The sequence below is a fragment of the Tardiphaga sp. P9-11 genome (genome assembly GCF_008329525.1).
Lineage (GTDB): Bacteria > Pseudomonadota > Alphaproteobacteria > Rhizobiales > Xanthobacteraceae > Tardiphaga.
Genome location: NZ_NPKQ01000002.1, coordinates 372,749 through 392,914, shown reverse-complemented (window position 1 = coordinate 392,914; position 20,166 = coordinate 372,749). Strand labels below are relative to the sequence as shown.

Sequence of the window (20,166 nt, the reverse complement as noted above, 5' to 3'; positions counted from 1 at the left end):
GAGGTTTTTCCCGAGCGAAGCGACGAAGCAATTCAGAAGCCAAGAAGAAAGACCGGATTGCTTCGCTGCGTTCGCAATGACGACCGAGGGATTAGTGGTTATGCCGCGCCGTTCCGACCTTGCCGGCGATATCGTGATAGCGCGTGGCAAGTTCGAGACAAGCACCGGTAGCCTGCTGGCCGACGGTGTTACGATAGAGCTCCTGCCACGGCGTCTGGTTGGCCGGATATTTGAAGCCGCCATTCGCCATCAGTTCGGTGCGACGTCGCTTCAGCTCCTCGTCGGAGATCAGGATATTCGCCGAGCCCTTGTTGAGGTCGATGCGGACCTTGTCGCCGGTTTTCAGGATTGCGAGGCCGCCATTGGCCGCAGCCTCCGGCGTTGCGTTGAGGATCGACGGCGAGCCCGATGTACCGGATTGCCGGCCATCGCCGATGCAGGGAAGCGAGTGGATGCCGCGTTTGATGAGTGCAGCAGGCGGCTGCATGTTCACGACTTCCGCGCCGCCGGGATAACCGATCGGCCCGGTGCCGCGGACGAACAGGATGCAGTGTTCGTCGATGTCGAGGGACGCATCGTCAATGCGGTCGTGATAATCCTCCGGCCCCTCAAATACGATGGCGCGGCCTTCGAACGCATTCAGATCCTTCGGATTGATCAGATAGCGATCGCGGAACTCCTTGGAGATCACCGAGGTCTTCATGATCGCGGAGTCAAACAGGTTGCCGCGTAGCACGAGGAAGCCAGCATCTTTCACCAGCGGCTTGTCGTAGGACCAGATCACATCGTTATCCGGCACTGGCGATTTGGCGCAGTTCTCGCCCATCGAACGGCCGTTCACGGTGATCGCATCTTCATGGATGCGCTTGTGCTTCATCAATTCGCGCACCACAGAAGGGACGCCGCCGGCGCGGTGATATTCCTCGCCGAGATAGAAGCCGGCCGGCTGCATGTTGACCAGCAGCGGGACGTCATGGCCGAATGTCTGCCAGTCGTCGATATCAAGCTCGACACCGATATGGCGCGCGAGGGCATTGATATGGATCGGCGCATTGGTCGAACCACCGATGGCGGAATTGACCACGATGCAGTTCTCGAACGCCTTGCGCGTCAGGATATCCGATGGCTTGAGGTCCTCCCACACCATGTCGACGATGCGGCTGCCCGTCTCATAGGCAATCTGACCGCGCTCGCGATAGGGAGCAGGGATGGCGGCGCAGCCGGGCAGGGACATGCCCAATGCTTCCGCTAGCGAGTTCATCGTCGACGCTGTGCCCATCGTGTTGCAATGGCCGACCGACGGTGCGGACGATGCCACCAGCGTCATGAATTCTTCGTAGTCGATCTCGCCTGCGGCCAACCGCTCGCGCGACTTCCACACCACGGTGCCGGAGCCCGTACGCTGGCCTTCGTGCCAACCATTCAGCATCGGTCCGCCCGATAAGACAATGGCGGGCAAATTCACGGTAGCCGCAGCCATCAGGCAGGCGGGAGTTGTCTTGTCGCAGCCGGTCGTGAGGACGACGCCATCGAGCGGATAGCCGAACAGGATTTCCACAAGGCCGAGATAAGCGAGGTTGCGATCAAGCGCCGCAGTTGGCCGCTTCCCGGTCTCCTGAATCGGATGTACCGGGAATTCCATCACCAGGCCGCCGGCGGCGGTAATGCCTTCGCGCACGCGCTTGGCGAGTTCGAGATGATGGCGATTGCAGGGCGACAGGTCGTTGCCGGTCTGCGCAATGCCGATGATTGGCTTGCCGGACTGCAATTCGTGACGCGTCAGGCCGTAGTTCAGATAGCGCTCAAGATAGAGTGCAGTCATTCCGGGATTGTGGGGATCGTTGAACCATTCGCTCGAACGAAGTTTGCGCTTGGTTGCCTTTGAAGGCGAGGTCCCCGCGGTCGGCGTGGACGAAGTCGGCTTGGTCATCATTTCTCCCGCAGCGCACACTTTACATTCTGGTGCGTCGTCTCTTTTGATTGGTCACGAATGTTTGCACGCCACTGGCCGCTTCGCAATGTTTGCATCTGCGAAGTTTTTCTACGACTATGATCCAACGACACACCGCCGGAAAAGCTGGTAGGATGTCAGACAAGTAAGAACAGGCGGCCCCGGCAATCGGAGGGCGCTGTCTCGAAAATGGGACATTTGGGAGGGAAATGTATGGCGTCCGTGCAGATTCACGACGTGCGTAAGTCTTTTGGCGGTTTTGAGGTTCTCCACGGCGTATCGGTCCCCATCGAGGATGGCCAGTTCGTGGTTCTGGTTGGGCCATCCGGCTGCGGAAAATCCACATTGCTGCGCATGTTGGCAGGCTTGGAGAAGATCACGTCTGGCACGATTTCGATCGGTGACCGCGTGGTCAATGATGTCCAGCCGAAAGAGCGCGACATCGCCATGGTGTTCCAGAACTATGCGCTTTATCCGCATATGACGGTTGCCCAGAATATGGGCTTTTCGCTCAAGCTGCGTGGCGCCGACAAAAGCGAGATCGATCAGAAGGTCAATCGCGCCGCCGATATTCTCGATTTGAGGCGTTTGCTCGAGCGCTTTCCCCGGCAGTTGTCGGGTGGTCAGCGCCAGCGCGTCGCCATGGGCCGTGCCATTGTTCGCGATCCGCAGGTCTTCCTGTTCGACGAGCCGCTGTCGAATCTCGATGCCAAGCTGCGCGTCGCCATGCGCGCCGAGATCAAGGAGCTGCATCAGCGCCTGAAGACGACGACAGTCTATGTCACCCATGATCAGATCGAGGCCATGACCATGGCCGACAAGATTGTCGTGATGCAGGACGGCATCGTCGAGCAGATGGGGGCGCCCCTGGAACTCTATGATCACCCGGAGAACAAGTTCGTTGCGGGCTTCATCGGATCGCCTGCGATGAATTTCCTCGAAGGCACGCTGAAGGTGAATGGCGGACAGCCATGGGTCGAAACGGCCAATGGCGCGAAGCTGCCGATTACGGCAGCGCCTGCGGCAGGGAACGACAAGGCTGTCACTTATGGAATCCGCCCCGAGCATCTCGAATTCGCCGATGACGGCATCGAGGCAGAGGTCGTGGTGGTCGAGCCGATGGGGTCGGAGACTCAGGTCGTCGCCCGCATCGGCACCCAGGACATCATCGCGATCTTCCGCGATCGTCGTCCGGTCGCGCCGGGCGACAAGATCCATCTGAGGCCGCGCGCCAATTCGGCGCATCTGTTCGACAAGGAGACCGGCAAGCGCGTCAACTGACGCGTTCTGCGCCAAATCGATTTCAAAACATTGGTCGATCAACGAACCAATATCACAGGGAGAAGACGAAAGATGACTGGATTTACACCGGATCGCCGATCTCTGCTCAAGGGCGGCGCGATCACGCTGGCTGCCGCGGCGACCATGTCCGCGGATCAACTGTTGGGCTATGCCAAGGCATGGGCGCAGGCCTCGCAATGGAAGCCGGAAGCCGGCGCCAAGATCAATCTGCTGCGCTGGAAGCGCTTCGTCGAAGCCGAAGATGTTGCCTTCATGAAGATCGTCGATGCCTTCCAGAAGGCGACCGGCGTCACCATCAACGTCTCCAACGAATCCTACGACGACATTCAGCCGAAGGCCTCGGTCGCAGCGAATACCGGGCAGGGCCTCGACATGGTCTGGGGCCTGTATTCACTGCCGTTCCTGTTCCCGACTAAGTGCATGGACGTTTCCGACGTCGCCGATTATCTCGGCAAGAAGAACGGCGGCTGGGCCGAGTCCGGCAAACAGTACGGCATGTATAACGGCAAGTGGATCGGCGTTCCGGTCGCCGCGACTGGTGGCCTCGTGAACTACCGCGTCGCTGCTGCTGAAAAGGCCGGGCACAAGACGTTCCCGAACGATCTCGCCGGTTTCTCGGATCTCGTGAAGGGCATGAACAAGAACGGCACGCCGGCCGGCATGGCGCTTGGCCACGCCTCGGGCGATGCCAATGGCTGGGTGCATTGGGCGCTGTGGGCCCATGGCGGCAAGCTGATCGACAAGGACAACAAGGTCACGATCAATTCTCCAGAAACGGCCAAGTCGCTTGAGTATGTGAAGGGCCTCTACGACAACTTCATTCCCGGCACTGCATCCTGGAACGACTCGTCGAACAACAAGGCATTCCTCGCTGGCCAGCTGCATCTGACCACCAACGGCATCTCGGTCTATGTGACCGCGAAGAAGGAAGCCCCGGCGATTGCCGAAGACATGAACCATGCGCATTTGCCGGTCGGTCTGGATGGCAAGCGGCGTGAGCTTCATCTGGGCTTCCCGATCCTGATCTTCTCCTTCACCAAGTTCCCGCAGGCCTGCAAGGCGTTCACCGCCTTCCTGATGGAGCCGGAGCAGTTCAATCCATGGGTCGAGTCAGCCCAGGGCTACCTGTCGCCGTTCCAGCTCGCTTTCGAGAAGAACCCGATCTGGACCGCCGATCCGAAGAACACGCCATATCGCGACGTGGCCTCGACGGCATCGACCCCGGCGGGCGAAGCGCAGATGAGCGAGAATGCGGCGGCGGCGATCGCCGACTTCGTGGTCGTCGACATGTATGCCAATTACTGTACTGGCCGTGAGGACGTGAAGACTGCGATGTCATCAGCCGAGCGCGCGGCGAAGCGCATCTTCCGCGCCTGAGGATGACCTGCCGGCGCGGAGCGACCCGCGCCGGCAACTCTCCGGAGCAGCCATGAATCTCGTTTCACAAAAGGCTGCCTGAATGATGGGAATGGGAATGCCTGAGATCGACTACAAGACAGTTCTTCCGGAAGGCTGGGCGCGGCCGCGCGGTTTCACGCATGCGGTGGTGGCGGGTGGTACGCGGAGCGTCCGCATCTCCGGTCAGCTCGGCAAGGAGAACGGGCAGGGCGAGGTTGCTGAGGGATCCGACTTCGGGACGCAGTGGCGTTACGCGATGGAAAATCTCGTCACCGTGCTGAAGGCGGCTGGCGGCGAACCCAGACAGATCGTGATGCTGCGCGCCTATGTCACCGACATCAACGCATTCAAGACGTCCGGCGCTGCCATCGGCGAAGCCTGGGCTGCGACGCTGGGCAAGCATTTTCCGGCGATGACGCTGGTACAAGTTTCCGCACTGATCGATCCGCACGCTCGTGTCGAGATCGAGGGCGAAGCGATCCTGCCGTAACCGGATAGTGACGCATGACTGACTGCACGACATCAGACCGAAGCCGACATCCGACTGGAGCTATTTTGTAATGACCACGATCCAGACATCGATGCCGGGGGCGGGGAAAGTGATCCCCAGATCCTCGGCCTGGGACCGGCTGCGGATAAACCGCAACTGGCTCGCCATGTGGTTCATGTTGCCGGCTGCGGCCTTCCTGATTTTGTTTCTCGCTTATCCGCTGTTTCTCGGCGTCTGGATGAGCTTCACCGACGACCGCATCGGCCGCGGCGGCGTCTTCGTCGGCCTCGAGAACTATGAGTGGCTTCGCGACGATTCCATCTTCTGGCTCTCGGTGTTCAATACGCTGCTCTATACGATCGTCGCCTCGGCCATCAAATTCGCCGTTGGCCTCTATCTGGCGCTGCTCTTGAACCGGCATATGCCGTTCAAGGCGCTGATCCGCGCCGCCGTGCTGATCCCGTTCATCGTGCCGACGGTGCTCTCAGCCATCGCCTTCTGGTGGATCTACGACTCGCAGTTCTCGATCATCTCGTGGTCGCTGATCAAAATGGGTCTGATCGATCACAACATTAATTTCTTGGGTGACAGCAACTGGGCACGAGGGAGCGTGATCTTCGCCAATATCTGGCGCGGCGTGCCGTTTGTGGCGATTACGTTGCTGGCGGGCCTGCAGACGGTGTCACCGTCGCTCTATGAAGCGGCGACGCTGGATGGCGCCACCTCGTGGCAGCGCTTCCGCTTTATCACCTATCCGCTGCTGACGCCAATCATCGCGGTCGTCATGACCTTCTCGGTGCTGTTTACGTTCACCGACTTCCAGCTGATCTGGGCGCTGACTCGCGGCGGTCCGGTGAATGCAACGCATCTGATGGCGACGCTGAGCTATCAGCGCGGCATTCTTTCGGGTCGGCTCGGCGAGGGCGCCGCCATCGCCACCGCCATGATCCCGTTCCTTCTGGCGGCCATCGCCATTTCCTGGTTCGGCATGCAACGCCGCAAGTGGCAGCAAGGCACTGACAATGACTGATCACGCCGTCGATCACCGTACTGCCGTCGCGCCGACCGTCGAGAAAGACGATCATAGCGAGGGCATGGCTTATCTGGAGTCGCTGCCGAGGCGCATCGTCACGCTCTACATCCCGCTGTTCATCATCGTCGTGATCCTGCTGTTTCCGTTCTACTGGATGGCGCTGACCTCGATCAAACCGGATGAGCAGCTGATCGACATGGAGCGGTTCAATCCGTTCTGGGTGATCAAGCCGACCTTCAAACACATCCAAAAGCTGCTGTTCGAAACCAACTATCCGCAGTGGCTCTGGAACACTATGTACGTAGCCGCAGCGTCGACGCTGCTGTCGATCATCGCCAGCGTGCTCGCCGCCTATGCTATCGTGCGGCTGCGGTTTCGTGGGGCGCAGACGGTCGGCGCGTTGATTTTCATGGCCTATCTCGTGCCACCGTCGATCCTGTTCATCCCGCTGGCATCGGTCATCCAGGCCTACGGCCTGTTCGACTCGCCGCTATCGCTGATCCTGGTCTATCCGACGCTGCTGATCCCGTTCTCGACCTGGCTCCTGATGGGCTATTTCAAGACCATTCCGTTCGAGCTCGAAGAGTGCGCGCTGATCGACGGCGCCTCGCGCTGGCAGATCCTGGTCAAGATCATTATCCCGCTGGCGGTGCCCGGCCTGATCTCGGCCTTCATCTTCTCGTTCACTTTGTGCTGGAACGAGTTCATCTATGCGCTGACCTTCCTGCAATCGACCCAGAACAAGACCGTGCCGGTGGCCATCGTCAACGAATTCGTTGACGGCGACATCTACAAATGGGGCTCGCTGATGGCCGGCGCGCTGGTCGGCTCGCTGCCGCTGGTGATCCTGTATGCGTTCTTCGTCGAGCACTATGTATCGGCGATGACGGGCGCGGTGAAGGAGTGACCTCTTGGTCATTCCGGGGCGAACGCGGCGCCAGCCGCGGGCGAACCCGGAATCCCGACATGTTCATCACCACTCCGGGATTCCGGGGTCGCGCGCCGTAAGTGCGACGCACGCCCCGGAATGACGAGTGAGAAACCAATCAAGAAAAGGAAACCTCCCTTGCACATCCTCATTCTCGGCGCCGCCGGCATGGTTGGCCGCAAGCTCACAGAGAAACTGGTTCGCGACGGCCGTCTCGGCAATCGCGCCATCACCCGCATGACTCTGCAGGATGTGGTGGCGCCGGCAAAGCCCGCGGGTGCGTCGATCCCGATCGAACTGGTGACGTCGGACTTCGCCGATCCAAAGACGGCTGCGCCGCTGGTTGCCCACAAACCGGAGGTGATCTTCCATCTCGCCGCCATCGTGTCAGGGGAGGCGGAGGCCGATTTCGACAAGGGCTATCGCATCAATCTCGACGGCACCCGCTACCTGATCGATGCTATCCGGGCCATCGGTGGCGGCTACAAGCCGCGGCTGGTCTTCACCTCGTCCATCGCGGTATTCGGCGCGCCGTTCCCCGACAAGATCGGCGACGAGTTCATCCACACGCCGCTGACCTCCTATGGCACCCAGAAGTCGATCTGCGAAATGCTGATCGCCGACTACACCCGCAAGGGTTTCCTGGACGGCATTGGCATCCGCCTGCCGACCATATGCGTCCGTCCGGGCGCACCGAACAAGGCCGCCTCCGGTTTCTTCTCCAACATCATCCGCGAGCCGCTGGCCGGTAAGGAAGCGATCCTGCCGGTGTCCGAGGATGTCCGCCACTGGCACGCATCGCCGCGCTCCGCCGTCGGCTTCCTCGTCCACGCTGGCACCATGGACCTTCAGGCGATGGGCCCCCGCCGTAATCTCAGCATGCCCGGCATGTCGGTGACCGTCGGTGAGCAGATCGCCGCACTGGATCGCGTGGCCGGCAAGAACGTTGTCGCTCGTATCAAGCGCGAGACCGATCCGGTCATCACCGGAATTGTCTCCGGCTGGCCGCGTGATTTCGACACCGCACGCGCACTGAAGCTCGGCTTCACCACCGCCGAGAAAACCTTCGACGACATCATCCGCATCCATATCGAGGATGAACTCGGCGGCAAGTTCGTCGATTGAGGCCAACATGCGGATCGCCAGCATCGGCGAATGCATGATCGAACTGCGTCAGATGCCGGGTGGGCACCTGACGCGGTCCTTTGGCGGCGACACGTTGAATACTGCGGTCTATCTCGCCCGGCTTGGCGCGAAGGTCGATTATGTCACCGCGCTCGGTGACGATCCGCTCAGCGACGAGATGATTGCCGGCTGGCAGGCCGAGGGCATCAGCACTGCACGTGTGATGCGCATCAAGGGCAGGCTGCCCGGTTTGTATATGATCGAGACCAATGAGGCGGGCGAGCGCCGCTTCTATCACTGGCGCGATGCGTCAGCTGTTCGCAGCTTGCTAAGTCTACCCGAGACCGACGCGCTGCTGTCGGCGCTCGCGGACTACGACCTGATCTATCTCTCGGCCATCACGCTGTCGCTGTTCGACGTGGCGGGCCGTGACCGCCTGATTGCGGCGCTTCAACATGCGCGCGGCGCAGGTGTCCGCGTCGCCTTCGATACCAATTTCCGCGCCCGCGGTTGGCCCGATCTCGATCTGGCGCGCGTCGCGTTTCAGGATGCTTTTGTGGTCTCCGATATCGTTCTGGCCTCGGTCGAGGACTTGTTGCCGCTCTATCCGGGCGAGGCCGAGGAAAAGCTGCTCTTGCGTATCGACGCAGATGAGGTGGTGCTCAAACTCGATACCCCCGCGAGCATCATACGGCACGATGGCCAGTCGAGGCGTGTCGAGGCCGAGCCGGTCAGTGGCGCGGTGGTCGATACCACGGCGGCCGGCGACAGTTTTGCCGCTGCCTATCTGCACGCACGTCTGAGTGGCGCTCAGCCTGTCGCCGCCGCAAAGGCAGGTCACTATCTCGCCGGGACGGTCGTCTGCCATCCCGGCGCTATCATCCCGTGCGAGGCGATGCCCGATATGATCGCGTTCGACACCCTCATGAGAGGACCATCCGCATGAACAGGCCTCTCGATACCGGTCAGCGTCAGGATTATCTGCGAAAGCTGCTGAAGGCAGCATTCGTCGTTCCCGTGCTCACGATCGAACGTGTTGCCGATGCCGTGCCGCTTGCGCGTGCGTTGGTCGCCGGCGGTATCCGCACGCTGGAAATCACCTTGCGCACCGAGGCCGCGGTGGAGGCGGCGAAAGCCGTCATCGCCGAGGTGCCGGAGGCCATTGTTGGCATCGGCACGGTGCTTACGCCGGCGGATTTCCAGAAGGCCTATGCCATCGGGGCGCGCTTCACGGTCAGTCCCGGCGCGACGCGCGAATTGCTGGATATCGCAGCGTCCAGCGATCTGCCGTTCTTGCCGGGCGTCGCCACCGCATCGGAACTGATGCTCGCGCGCGAACGCGGTTTTGACACTCTGAAATTCTTCCCCGCAGAACAGGCAGGCGGCATCGCGATGCTGCGCGCCTGGGCGGGGCCATTTCCTGACGTGAAATTCTGCCCCACGGGTGGCATTGGCGAGGCCAATGCGGCGAGCTGGCTCAACGAGTCAATGGTTCTGGCGGTCGGCGGTTCCTGGATCTGTCCATCGTCAATGGTACGTTCCGGCGACTGGGCAGGCATAACGGCCATGTGCGCGCGGACCATGAAAACCCTGCAAGCGCCATGAAGCCGGGCTATAACGGGCCCAATACTTGAAATCGATCAGGGAGACGACCATGACTGCCAGCATCGTTGGTTGGGCGCATATGCCGTTCGGAAAATTCGACGCCGAGACCGTCGAGAGCATGGTAGTTCGCGTTGCGACCGAAGCCATGGCCGATGCGGGCATCTCCGCCGCCGATGTCGATGAAATCGTGCTCGGCCATTTCAACGCCGGCTTCTCGCCGCAGGACTTTACCGCGTCGCTGGTGCTGCAGGCCGATCCGGCGCTGCGCTTCAAGCCCGCCACGCGCGTCGAGAATGCCTGCGCCACCGGTTCCGCCGCCGTGCATCAGGGCATCAAGTCGATCGCCGCCGGCGCCGCCAAGATCGTTCTCGTGGTCGGCGTCGAGCAGATGACCCGCACGCCCGGACCTGAAATAGGCAAGAACCTGCTGCGTGCTTCTTATTTGCCGGAAGACGGCGAGACGCCTGCGGGCTTCGCCGGCGTGTTCGGCGGCATCGCGCAAAAATACTTCCAGAAATACGGCGACCAGTCCGATGCACTGGCCATGATTGCCGCCAAGAACCACGCCAACGGTGTCCACAATCCCTATGCGCAGATGCGCAAGGACGTCGGCTTCGAATTTTGTCGCTCCGAAAGCGACAAGAACCCGTTCGTCGCCGGTCCGTTGAAGCGCACTGACTGCTCGCTGGTGTCGGACGGCGCCGCGGCATTGGTGCTGACGGCTTCCGAAACCGCCAAGACCATGGGCAAGGCGGTCAACATCAAGGCCACCGGCCATGCGCAGGATTTCCTGCCGATGTCCAAGCGCGACATCCTTCAGTTCGAGGGCTGCACGGTCGCGTGGCAGAAGGCGCTGAAATCTGCCGGCGTCGAGATTGGCGATCTCTCTTTTGTCGAAACCCATGACTGCTTCACCGTCGCCGAACTGATCGAATATGAAGCGATGGGCCTGACGCCGCGCGGGCAGGGTGCACGCGCCATCAAGGAAGGCTGGACCCAGAAGGACGGCAAGCTGCCGGTCAATCCGTCCGGTGGTCTCAAGGCGAAGGGCCATCCGATCGGCGCCACCGGCGTCTCCATGCATGTGCTCAGCGCAATGCAATTGCTGGGTCAGGCGCCCGAGGGCATGCAGATCAAAAATGCAAAACTCGCCGGCATCTTCAACATGGGTGGTGCCGCAGTGGCGAATTACGTCTCCATCCTCGAGCCGGCGAAGTAACGCGCGGGCGACGCCAAGAAGATCGTACAATGAATGTCGCACAATGGCTGGCGTCGTCGGCACGCCTGCATCCGCAGGCGCCGGCGCTCCTGACCGGCACCACGGTCCAGGCTGACTACGCCACCTTCGCGCGCCGCGCCGCGGCCATCGGCGCGGGATTGATGCGCGATTATGGCATTCAGCCCGGCGACCGCGTCGCGCTGTTCATGTCGAATGCCACGCAATATTTCGAATGTCTTTATGCGGTGTGGTGGATCGGCGCTGTAGTGATCCCCATCAATGCCAAGCTGCATGGCCGCGAGGCCGCATGGATCTGCGATAATGCTGGCGCGAGGCTGGCCTTTGTCGATGACGACAGCCGGTCGGCGCTGGTCCAGGTCGAGGAAGACCTGCCGACCGGCATGCAGATGCTGTCCATCGACAGCGAGACGTTTCACGAATTGCAGCATGGTGAACCGGTATCCGCGGTGCCGCTGTCTCGCGACGACAACGATCTCGCCTGGCTGTTCTACACGTCCGGCACCACCGGCCGGCCGAAAGGCGTGATGCTTAGCCATGGCAATCTGGTGGCGATGTCCATGTGCTATCTCGCCGATGTCGATCAGGTGCATCAGCGCGACGCCATCCTCTATGCCGCGCCGATCTCGCATGGCGCCGGTCTCTATAATTTCATCCATATCCGCATGGCCGCACGCCACGTCGTGCCGGAGAGCCAGGGCTTTGAGCCCGACGAAGTGCTAGATCTCGGCAAGCAACTCGGCGATGTCGCGATGTTCGCGGCACCCACCATGGTGCGGCGCCTCGTCGATGCGGCGAAGAAGCGCGGCGAGAGCGGCGAGGGGTTGCGCACCATCGTCTATGGCGGCGGGCCGATGTATCTGGCCGATATCCGCGACGCCATCGCGACCATGGGCCAGCGCTTCGTGCAAATCTACGGCCAGGGTGAAACGCCGATGACGATCACCTCGCTGCCGCGGGACTTCCATGCCGACACTGGGCACCCACGCTATCTCGAACGCCTCGCATCGGTCGGTCCGGCGCAGAGCGTGATGTCGGTGAGGATCACCGATGCCGACGGAGGGCCTTTGCCGGTTGGCGAGACCGGCGAGGTCGAAGTCAAGGGCCCGGCGGTGATGCTCGGCTACTGGAACAACGACAAGGCCAATGCCGAGACGTTGAAGGACGGCTGGCTGCGCACCGGCGATGTCGGCCGGCTGGATGAGGATGGCTTTCTCACTTTGTCCGACCGCTCCAAGGACGTCATCATTTCCGGCGGAACCAATATCTATCCGCGCGAGGTCGAGGAGGCGTTGCTGACGCATCCCGCCGTACGGGAAGTCTCGGCCATCGGCGCGCCCGAGCCGGACTGGGGCGAGGTCGTGGTCGCTTGTGTGGTGCTGGAGTCCGGCGCGTCGGCCGACGATGCTGCGCTCGACGCGCATTGTCTCGCCAATATCGCCCGTTTCAAGCGTCCCAAGCGTTATGTCTATCTGGATGTGCTGCCGAAGAACAATTACGGCAAGGTGCTGAAGACCGAATTGCGGGAGATGATGCGCGCAGCCTCGCCGCCGAAGGCCGGCTAACCATTACCACTTTGATGCGAACCGGCACTCCGCGCATAAGGCTCCGCGTCTGGCGCCCTTGCGCCTGCAAAGCCGCTCCCGCTAAGACGAAGCCAATAGCGGCGCAGACGAGCGCCAGATCACACGCTTTTCGGGAGCAAACGGCTTTGGCGGGACCACTTCACGGGATCAAGATCATCGACATGACCTCGGTGATGATGGGGCCTTATTGCACCCAGACGCTGGGCGACTATGGCGCCGATGTCATCAAGGTGGAGTCCCCCGATGGCGACGTGGTCCGTGCGATCGGACCGATGCGTAATCCCGGCATGGGGCCGATCTTCCTCAACACCAATCGCAACAAGCGCTGTGTCTGTATCGACCTCAAGAAGGAAGAAGGCCGCGAGGCTCTGCTGAAGCTGGTCGCGACGGCCGATGTGCTGGTCTACAATGTCCGTCCGGCGGCCATGGTACGGCTCAGTCTCGGCTATGACGTGGTGTCGAAGATCAATCCACGCCTGATCTATGCCGGCGTGTTCGGCTTCAGCCAGGCCGGCCCCTATGCTGCAAAGCCCGCTTACGACGACCTGATTCAGGGCGCCACCGCGCTCGCCGCCCTGAATGCGCGGATCAGCCCGGACGGCGTGCCGCGCTATGTGCCGAATGCGCTGGTCGATCGCATCGTGGGACTGAATGCGCTCGGCGCCATCCTTGCCAGCGTGGTGCATCGCGACCGTACTGGCGAGGGCCAGCGTGTGGATATTCCGATGTTCGAGACCATGGCGGGCTTCATGATGGGCGACCATATGGGCGGGTTGACCTTCGATCCGCCGCTCGACAAAGGCGGCTATGGCCGTCACCTGTCGCCGGATCGTCGGCCGTACCAGACCTCGGACGGCTATATCTGCGCCATGGTCTATAACGACAAGCAGTGGAAGAGCTTCCTCAAGCATGTCGGCCGCGAGGAGCTGTTCGATGATCCGCGCTTTGCCACATTCCCGCAGCGCATCCAGCATATCGATACGGTGAATGCCGAACTGTCGCGCATCTTCAAGACGAAGACGACCGCGGAATGGGCCAGGCTGCTGGACGAGGCCGACGTGCCGTCGACTCCGATGCACACGCTGGAAAGCATGATGCAGGATCCGCATATGCTAGCGACCGACTTCTTCCAGCAGGTCGAGCATCCGACCGAAGGCGCGGTGCGCAACATGAAGGTCGCGGCCACGTGGTCCAAGACGCCGGTCGATCTCTCACGTCTCGCCTCGCACCTCGGTGAGCAGAACGCTGAAGTGCTGGCCGAGGTCGGCTATACGCCCGAGCAGATCGAGAAAATGCACAAGGATGGCGTGCTCAAACAGGCCGCTATCCCAGATACGTCGGAGCTGTAACGCATGGATTTCGCCCTCGACGCCAACCAGGAATCCATCCGCGATGCCATCGAAAAGATCTGCGCGCGTTTCGACGATGCCTACTGGCTGAAGAAGGACAAGGAGGGCGGTTTCCCCATCGACTTCCACAAGGCGATGGCCGATGCCGGCTGGCTCGGCATCTGTATTCCCGAGGAATATGGCGGCTCGGGATTGGGGATCACCGAGGCCGCGATCATGATGCGGGCGATTTCGGAATCCGGCGCCGGCATGTCGGGTGCTTCCGCCGTGCATATGAATGTGTTCGGCCTCAATCCGGTGGTGGTATTCGGCACGCCCGAGCAGTGCGCGCGCATGCTGCCGCCGATCGTCAATGGTACCGAGAAATCCTGCTTCGCGGTGACCGAGCCCAATACCGGCCTCAACACCACGCAGCTCAAGACCCGCGCCGTGCGCAAGGGCGATCGCTACATTGTCAATGGCCAGAAGGTCTGGATCTCCACCGCGCAGGTCGCCGAAAAGATACTGCTGCTGGCGCGCACCACGCCGCTGGAAGACGTGAAGAGCCCGACCCACGGCCTCAGTCTGTTCTACACCGATCTCGACCGCTCAAAGATCGCCGTGCACGAGATCGAGAAGCTCGGCCGCAAGGCCGTGGACTCCAACGAGCTGTTCATCGCCGATTTCGAGATTCCGCTGGAGGATCGCATCGGCGAGGAGGGCCGCGGTTTTGAATATATCCTGCATGGCATGAATCCGGAGCGCATCCTGATCGCGGCGGAAGCTGTCGGTCTTGGCAAGGCTGCGCTGAGGAAGGCAACTGACTACGCCAAGGCGCGCAACGTGTTCAACCGCCCGATCGGCCAGAACCAGGCGATCCAGCATCCCCTGGCGAAGAACTGGATGGAGCTCGAAGCCGCCTGGCTGATGACGCTGTCCGCTGGTTGGCAGTATGACCAGGGACTGCCATGTGGTCCTGCAGCGAATTCAGCGAAGTATCTCGCGGGCGAAGCCGGCTATCACGCCTGCGAGCAGGCGGTGATGACCCATGGCGGCTTTGGTTACGCCAAGGAATATCACGTCGAGCGCTATTTGCGGGAGTCGCTGATCCCGCGTATCGCCCCGATCAGCCGCGAGCTGATCCTGAGCTTCATCGCCGAGAAGGCGCTCGGCCTGCCGAAGTCGTATTAGGGCAAAGAGAAACCGACATGAGCTACATCACCGGCGTCGGTCTTCTCCCTTACGGCAAGCACGAGGGCTCATCGACCATTGACCTCATGAGCCGCGCCGCCGAGCTGGCACTGGCCGATGCCGGGCTGAAGCGCACCGATATCGACGGCTTCCTGTGCGGCTATTCCACCACCATGCCGCATATCATGCTCGCCACCGTGTTCGCCGAGCATTTCGGCATCACGCCATCCTATGCCCATGCGATCCAGGTCGGCGGTGCCACCGGCATGGCGATGGCCATGCTGGCGCATCAACTCGTCGAGGGCGGCGTGGCCAGACATGTCCTCGTGGTCGGCGGCGAGAACCGTCTCACCGGCCAGAGCCGCGATGCCTCGATCCAGACGCTGGCACAGGTCGGTCATCCCACCTACGAAGTGCCGCTCGGTCCGACCATTCCGGCCTATTACGGCCTCGTCGCCAATCGTTACATGCATGAATACGGCGTCACGCAGGAAGACCTCGCCGAATTCGCGGTGCTGATGCGCCAGCACGCGATGACCCATCCCGGTGCACAGTTTCACGAGCCGATCACGGTGGCCGACGTGATGGCGTCGAAGACCATCGCCACGCCGCTGAAGCTGCTCGATTGCTGTCCGGTCTCGGACGGAGGCGCGGCCTTCGTCGTCAGCTATGAGCCGACCAGTTCAACCAAAATCCGCGTCCGCGGCGCTGCCCAGGCGCATACGCATCAGCACATCACCGCCGCGCCAGCATTGTCCGAACTCGGCGCCGAGATCGCCATCGCGCGTGCGAAGAAAGCGACGGGTATCGAGATCTCCGACGTCCGCTACGCCGCGGTCTATGACAGCTTCACCATCACACTGGCGATGTTGCTGGAAGATCTGGGTCTCGCCGGCCGCGGCGAGGCGGCGGCACGCGTGCGCGCCGGCCATTTCGGCAAGCACGGCGCGATGCCGCTCAACACCCATGGTGGTCTACTGTCTTACGGCCATTGCGGCGTCGGTGGCGCCATGGCGCATCTGGTCGAAACACATCTGCAGATGACGGGTCGGGCGGACAATCGCCAGGTCAAGGATGCCTCGGTGGCGCTGCTTCACGGCGACGGCGGCGTGCTGTCGTCCCATGTCTCGATGTTCTTGGAGCGCGTGTCATGAGCGAGCTCAAACCCGCCGCCGACTGGACCACCGGCACTGAAGCGATCAGCTACCAGAGCTGCGGCGCCTGCCGATCGATCCAGTACTTCCGCCGCTCGTTTTGTGCCGCCTGCGGGTCATCTGATCTCGCCGACAACGTCGCGAGCGGCGAGGGCACCGTCTATGCGTCCTCCCTCGTGCTGCGCGCGGGTACGCCCGAAGCGCGCGAGCACGTGCCCTATAACATCCTGCTCATCGACACTGCCGAAGGCTTTCGCATGATGGCCCACGGCGCCAACGATCTCGTCATCGGCGACAAGGTGAAAGCCGGCTACCGGCAATTCTCCGGTCGCCTCGTACCGTTCTTTGAAAGGGCTCCTCAATGAGCCGTCTGCGCTTCGCCCTCGATCCGAAATCCGTGGCCATCATCGGCGCCTCGGAAAATCCCAACAAGGTCGGCGGCCGTCCGGTCCACTATCTCCAGAAGTTCGGCTTCAAGGGCAAGATCTACCCGATCAATCCGTCGCGCACAGAGATCCAGGGCGAGAAATGCTACAAGAGCCTCGCCGATCTGCCTGAAGCGCCGGAAATGGTGATCGTCGCTGTCGCTGGCGATAATGCCATTGGCGCCGTCGAGGATTGCGCCAAGGCCGGGGTCAAGATCGCACTGGTGATGGCCTCGGGCTTTGGCGAAGTCGACGCGATCGCCGGCAAGGCCAAAGAGCGCCGCATGGTCGAGATCGCGCATAAACACGGCATGCGCATCGTCGGCCCGAATACACAGGGCCTCGCCAATTTCGGCACCGGCGCCATCGCGTCATTCTCCACCATGTTCATGGAATTAGACCGCGTCGAGGGACATGTGGCCATGCTCAGCCAGAGCGGCGCGCTGTCGACCGTGCCGGTCGGCTTCCTCAATCCGCGCGGCATCGGCGTTCGCCACAGCCATGCCACTGGCAATGACAGCGACATCACCGTCGGCGAACTTGCCATCGCGGTGGCGGAAGATCCGGAAGTGAAGCTGATGCTGCTCTATCTCGAGAGCATTCCGGAGAAGAAGTATCTGGAGGAACTCTCCGAAGTCGCGCTTCATCGCAAGCTGCCGATTATCGCGCTGAAATCCGGCCGTACCGATCCCGGCAAGGCGGCGGCGCAGTCGCATACCGGCGCGCTCGCCAATGAAGATCGCGTGGTCGATGCCTTCCTCGAACATCATGGCATCTGGCGCGCCCCCGACATGCGCGGTCTCGTCGAGGCCACCGAGCTTTATCTCAAGGGCTGGAAGCCGCAGGGCCGTCGCCTCGTCGCGATCAGCAATTCCGGCGCGGTCTGTGTCATGACCGCGGATGCTGCCTCGACCGTCGGCATGCCGATGGCGAAGCTGGCACCCGAGACCGACAAGAAGCTCAAGGGCATTCTGCCGAGCTTCGCGACCACCACCAACCCGATCGATCTCACCGCGGCGCTGCTGTCGAACAGCCGTCTGTTCGGCGACATCCTGCCAGTGATCGCAGAAGATCCCGCAGCGGATGCGTTCGTTATCGGTGTGCCTGTGGCGGGCCCGGGCTATGACGTCCCGGCCTTTGCACGCGATAGCGCGGCTTTCGCCGAACAGATCGGCAAGCCGCTGGTGGTCGCCGCGACGCAGCCCAGCGTCGCCAGGGAGTTCCAGGCGCAGGGTGTCTCGGTGTTCCCGACCGAGGTCGAGGCGGTCACCGCGCTGAATCAATATGTGTCGCATCATGAGCTGATGGCGCGCGTGAAGGCGCGCAAGCGCGTTCCGTCGTCCGCATTGATCTCGGCCGACAAGACCGTGATGCTGAACGAGGCCGACAGCCTGAATGCGCTTGCGGAGCGCGGCATCCCGGTGGTGCCGTATCGGCTCGTGCATTCCCGCGCCGAGGCCATTGCAGCCTTCGAAGCCATCGGCGGGCCGGTGGTGGTGAAGGGCTGTTCTGCTGACATCGCTCACAAGTCGGAGCTCGGTCTGGTCAAGATCGGCGTCAAGACGCGCGAGGACGCGGGCGATCTCTATACCGAGATGGAAGAGATTATCCGCAAGCACGGCTCGCGTTTTGATGGTGTGATCATCGCCGCCATGGCCTCCGGCCGCCGCGAGATCGTGATCGGCGCCCATCGCGATCCCGTCTTCGGCCCGGTGGTCATGGTTGGTGATGGCGGAAAATATGTCGAGGTGTTCAAGGACACCGCGCTGCTGCTGCCGCCGTTCACCAGGGACGATGCCAAGCGCGCGCTGGCGAAGCTCCGCATCGCGCCACTGTTCGAAGGCGTCCGCGGCGAGCCGCCAATGGATGTCGATGCGCTGGTTGATGCGGTGGTGAAAATCGGCGAGCTGATGGCGGATACGTCGGCCAAGGTGATGAGCATCGACCTCAATCCGGTGATGCTGAACACGGATGGCTGCGTCGTGGTGGACGCCGTGGTGTTCAAGGGGGAGTAAATTGTAGGGCAGGGTCGCTCATGGCCTCCCTCCCTCCAGCGCAGCGAAGCTGCGCTGGAGGGAGGGGCGGCCGAGCGAAGCGGAGGCCGGGATGGGGGTGCACGGCGTGAGGTCGTCGTGTGTGGCACGACCCCACCCGTCTCGACCGCTACGCGGTCGATTCACCCTCCCCACAGCGCGCGGCTATGCTGCGCTTGGGGGAGCGACAAGAAGCTAGAACGTCACCACGCCGCGGATGCTCTCCCCGCGCTTCATCAGCTCAAATCCCTTGTTGATGTCGCTCAGTGGCATCACGTGGGTGATCATCGGATCGATCTGGATCTTGCCCTGCATGTACCAGTCGACAATCTTCGGCACATCGGTGCGGCCCCGCGCGCCGCCGAAGGCCGAGCCGCGCCAGACGCGGCCGGTCACCAGCTGGAATGGTCGTGTCGAGATCTCCGCGCCGGCCGGCGCTACGCCGATCACGATGGATTCGCCCCAGCCGCGGTGGCAGGCTTCCAGCGCCTGGCGCATCACGGTGACATTGCCGGTGCAGTCAAAGGTGTAATCGGCGCCGCCGATCTGGTCTGCGCCCCGCTTGGTCATGTCGATGAGGTGAGGGACGAGATCCTTGCCCAGCTCCTTCGGATTGACGAAGTGGGTCATGCCGAAGCGCTCGCCCCAGGCCTTGCGGTCATTGTTGATGTCGACACCGATGATCATGTCGGCGCCGGCGAGGCGCAGGCCCTGCAGCACGTTGAGGCCGATGCCCCCTAAGCCGAACACGATGGCCTTGGCGCCTTGCTCGACCTTGGCGGTGTTGAACACCGCGCCGATGCCGGTGGTGACGCCGCAGCCGATATAGCAGACCTTGTCGAACGGCGCGTCCTCGCGGATCTTCGCCACCGCGATCTCCGGCAGCACGGTGTAATTCGCGAAGGTCGAGGTGCCCATGTAGTGGTGCACCGGCTTGCCCTCGAGCGAGAAACGCGAGGTGCCGTCGGGCATCAGGCCCTGGCCCTGCGTCGCGCGAATGGACGTACAGAGATTGGTCTTGCGCGACAGGCACGACGGGCACTGGCGACATTCCGGCGTGTAGAGCGGGATGACATGGTCGCCCTTCTTCACTGACGTGACGCCGCGGCCGACATCGACGACGACGCCGGCGCCTTCATGGCCGAGGATCGCCGGAAACAGACCTTCGGGATCGGCGCCGGACAGCGTGAACTCGTCGGTGTGGCAGATGCCGGTAGCCTTGATCTCGATCAGCACTTCGCCGTCGCGCGGACCTTCGAGCTGAACGGTGGTGATCTCCAGCGGCTTGCCGGCACTGATGGCAACGGCGGCACGAACGTCCATGGCAAATTCCTTCGATAATGATCTCGGTGTTGTGATGTCAGGCGGCAGGCCCGCGCA

The 20,166-nt window shown here is 62.1% G+C and carries 17 protein-coding genes; 15 read left to right on the top strand and 2 right to left on the bottom strand.

The features are described 5' to 3' along the window. Positions 1-91: 91 nt before the first annotated feature. Positions 92-1,930 carry an IlvD/Edd family dehydratase gene (locus CIW50_RS08215; RefSeq protein WP_149530778.1) on the bottom strand — a complete coding sequence of 613 codons (1,839 nt, stop codon included), beginning with the start codon at positions 1,928-1,930 and terminating at the stop codon, positions 92-94. Between the two features lie 234 nt (positions 1,931-2,164). Here CIW50_RS08215 and CIW50_RS08210 point away from each other — a divergent pair, with 234 nt between their 5' ends. The 15 genes from CIW50_RS08210 to CIW50_RS08140 all read left to right on the top strand — a co-directional run bounded on the left by CIW50_RS08210 (position 2,165) and on the right by CIW50_RS08140 (position 18,768). Next, entirely contained in the window at positions 2,165-3,232 is a 1,068-nt protein-coding gene (locus CIW50_RS08210) for an ABC transporter ATP-binding protein (protein WP_149530777.1), read from the top strand. Positions 3,233-3,304: 72 nt separating this feature from the next. Then, positions 3,305-4,630 carry an ABC transporter substrate-binding protein gene (locus CIW50_RS08205; RefSeq protein WP_149530776.1) on the top strand — a complete coding sequence of 442 codons (1,326 nt, stop codon included), beginning with the start codon at positions 3,305-3,307 and terminating at the stop codon, positions 4,628-4,630. A 97-nt stretch (positions 4,631-4,727) separates the two neighbouring features. Further along, positions 4,728-5,141, top strand: coding sequence for a RidA family protein (locus tag CIW50_RS08200; RefSeq protein WP_172980267.1), 414 nt, complete (start codon positions 4,728-4,730; stop codon positions 5,139-5,141). A 70-nt stretch (positions 5,142-5,211) separates the two neighbouring features. Next, positions 5,212-6,171 carry a carbohydrate ABC transporter permease gene (locus CIW50_RS08195; protein WP_116660289.1) on the top strand — a complete coding sequence of 320 codons (960 nt, stop codon included), beginning with the start codon at positions 5,212-5,214 and terminating at the stop codon, positions 6,169-6,171. Next, positions 6,164-7,081, top strand: coding sequence for a carbohydrate ABC transporter permease (locus CIW50_RS08190; RefSeq protein ID WP_149530774.1), 918 nt, complete (start codon positions 6,164-6,166; stop codon positions 7,079-7,081). The genes CIW50_RS08195 and CIW50_RS08190 overlap by 8 nt, the downstream gene beginning before the upstream one ends. A 159-nt stretch (positions 7,082-7,240) precedes the next feature. Beyond that, positions 7,241-8,227 carry a D-erythronate dehydrogenase gene (gene denD / locus CIW50_RS08185; RefSeq protein ID WP_149530773.1) on the top strand — a complete coding sequence of 329 codons (987 nt, stop codon included), beginning with the start codon at positions 7,241-7,243 and terminating at the stop codon, positions 8,225-8,227. Positions 8,228-8,234: 7 nt separating this feature from the next. Next, positions 8,235-9,173, top strand: coding sequence for a sugar kinase (locus CIW50_RS08180; protein ID WP_172980266.1), 939 nt, complete (start codon positions 8,235-8,237; stop codon positions 9,171-9,173). Beyond that, a complete protein-coding gene (gene eda, locus CIW50_RS08175) occupies positions 9,170-9,832 on the top strand; it encodes a bifunctional 4-hydroxy-2-oxoglutarate aldolase/2-dehydro-3-deoxy-phosphogluconate aldolase (protein ID WP_149530771.1) in 663 nt (220 codons plus the stop codon). The genes CIW50_RS08180 and eda overlap by 4 nt, the downstream gene beginning before the upstream one ends. A 49-nt stretch (positions 9,833-9,881) precedes the next feature. Beyond that, positions 9,882-11,051 carry an acetyl-CoA acetyltransferase gene (locus CIW50_RS08170; protein ID WP_149530770.1) on the top strand — a complete coding sequence of 390 codons (1,170 nt, stop codon included), beginning with the start codon at positions 9,882-9,884 and terminating at the stop codon, positions 11,049-11,051. 29 nt (positions 11,052-11,080) lie between these two features. Then, complete coding sequence (locus CIW50_RS08165) at positions 11,081-12,634, top strand: class I adenylate-forming enzyme family protein (RefSeq protein ID WP_149530769.1); 1,554 nt, start codon at positions 11,081-11,083, stop codon at positions 12,632-12,634. A gap of 146 nt (positions 12,635-12,780) precedes the next feature. Beyond that, on the top strand, positions 12,781-14,004 hold the full coding sequence (locus tag CIW50_RS08160; protein ID WP_283808830.1) for a CaiB/BaiF CoA transferase family protein: 1,224 nt from the start codon (positions 12,781-12,783) through the stop codon (positions 14,002-14,004). Between the two features lie 3 nt (positions 14,005-14,007). Continuing rightward, positions 14,008-15,174, top strand: a complete 1,167-nt coding sequence (locus CIW50_RS08155) for an acyl-CoA dehydrogenase family protein (protein ID WP_149530767.1) — start codon at positions 14,008-14,010, stop codon at positions 15,172-15,174. A gap of 17 nt (positions 15,175-15,191) precedes the next feature. Continuing rightward, positions 15,192-16,328 carry a thiolase family protein gene (locus CIW50_RS08150; protein WP_149530766.1) on the top strand — a complete coding sequence of 379 codons (1,137 nt, stop codon included), beginning with the start codon at positions 15,192-15,194 and terminating at the stop codon, positions 16,326-16,328. Beyond that, on the top strand, positions 16,325-16,693 hold the full coding sequence (locus tag CIW50_RS08145; RefSeq protein ID WP_149530765.1) for a Zn-ribbon domain-containing OB-fold protein: 369 nt from the start codon (positions 16,325-16,327) through the stop codon (positions 16,691-16,693). The genes CIW50_RS08150 and CIW50_RS08145 overlap by 4 nt, the downstream gene beginning before the upstream one ends. Further along, positions 16,690-18,768 carry an acetate--CoA ligase family protein gene (locus CIW50_RS08140; protein WP_149530764.1) on the top strand — a complete coding sequence of 693 codons (2,079 nt, stop codon included), beginning with the start codon at positions 16,690-16,692 and terminating at the stop codon, positions 18,766-18,768. The genes CIW50_RS08145 and CIW50_RS08140 overlap by 4 nt, the downstream gene beginning before the upstream one ends. A gap of 213 nt (positions 18,769-18,981) precedes the next feature. Here the strand turns inward: CIW50_RS08140 and CIW50_RS08135 are convergent, their stop codons facing one another. Then, a complete protein-coding gene (locus CIW50_RS08135; protein WP_149530763.1) occupies positions 18,982-20,109 on the bottom strand; it encodes an S-(hydroxymethyl)glutathione dehydrogenase/class III alcohol dehydrogenase in 1,128 nt (375 codons plus the stop codon). Positions 20,110-20,166 lie beyond the last annotated feature (57 nt).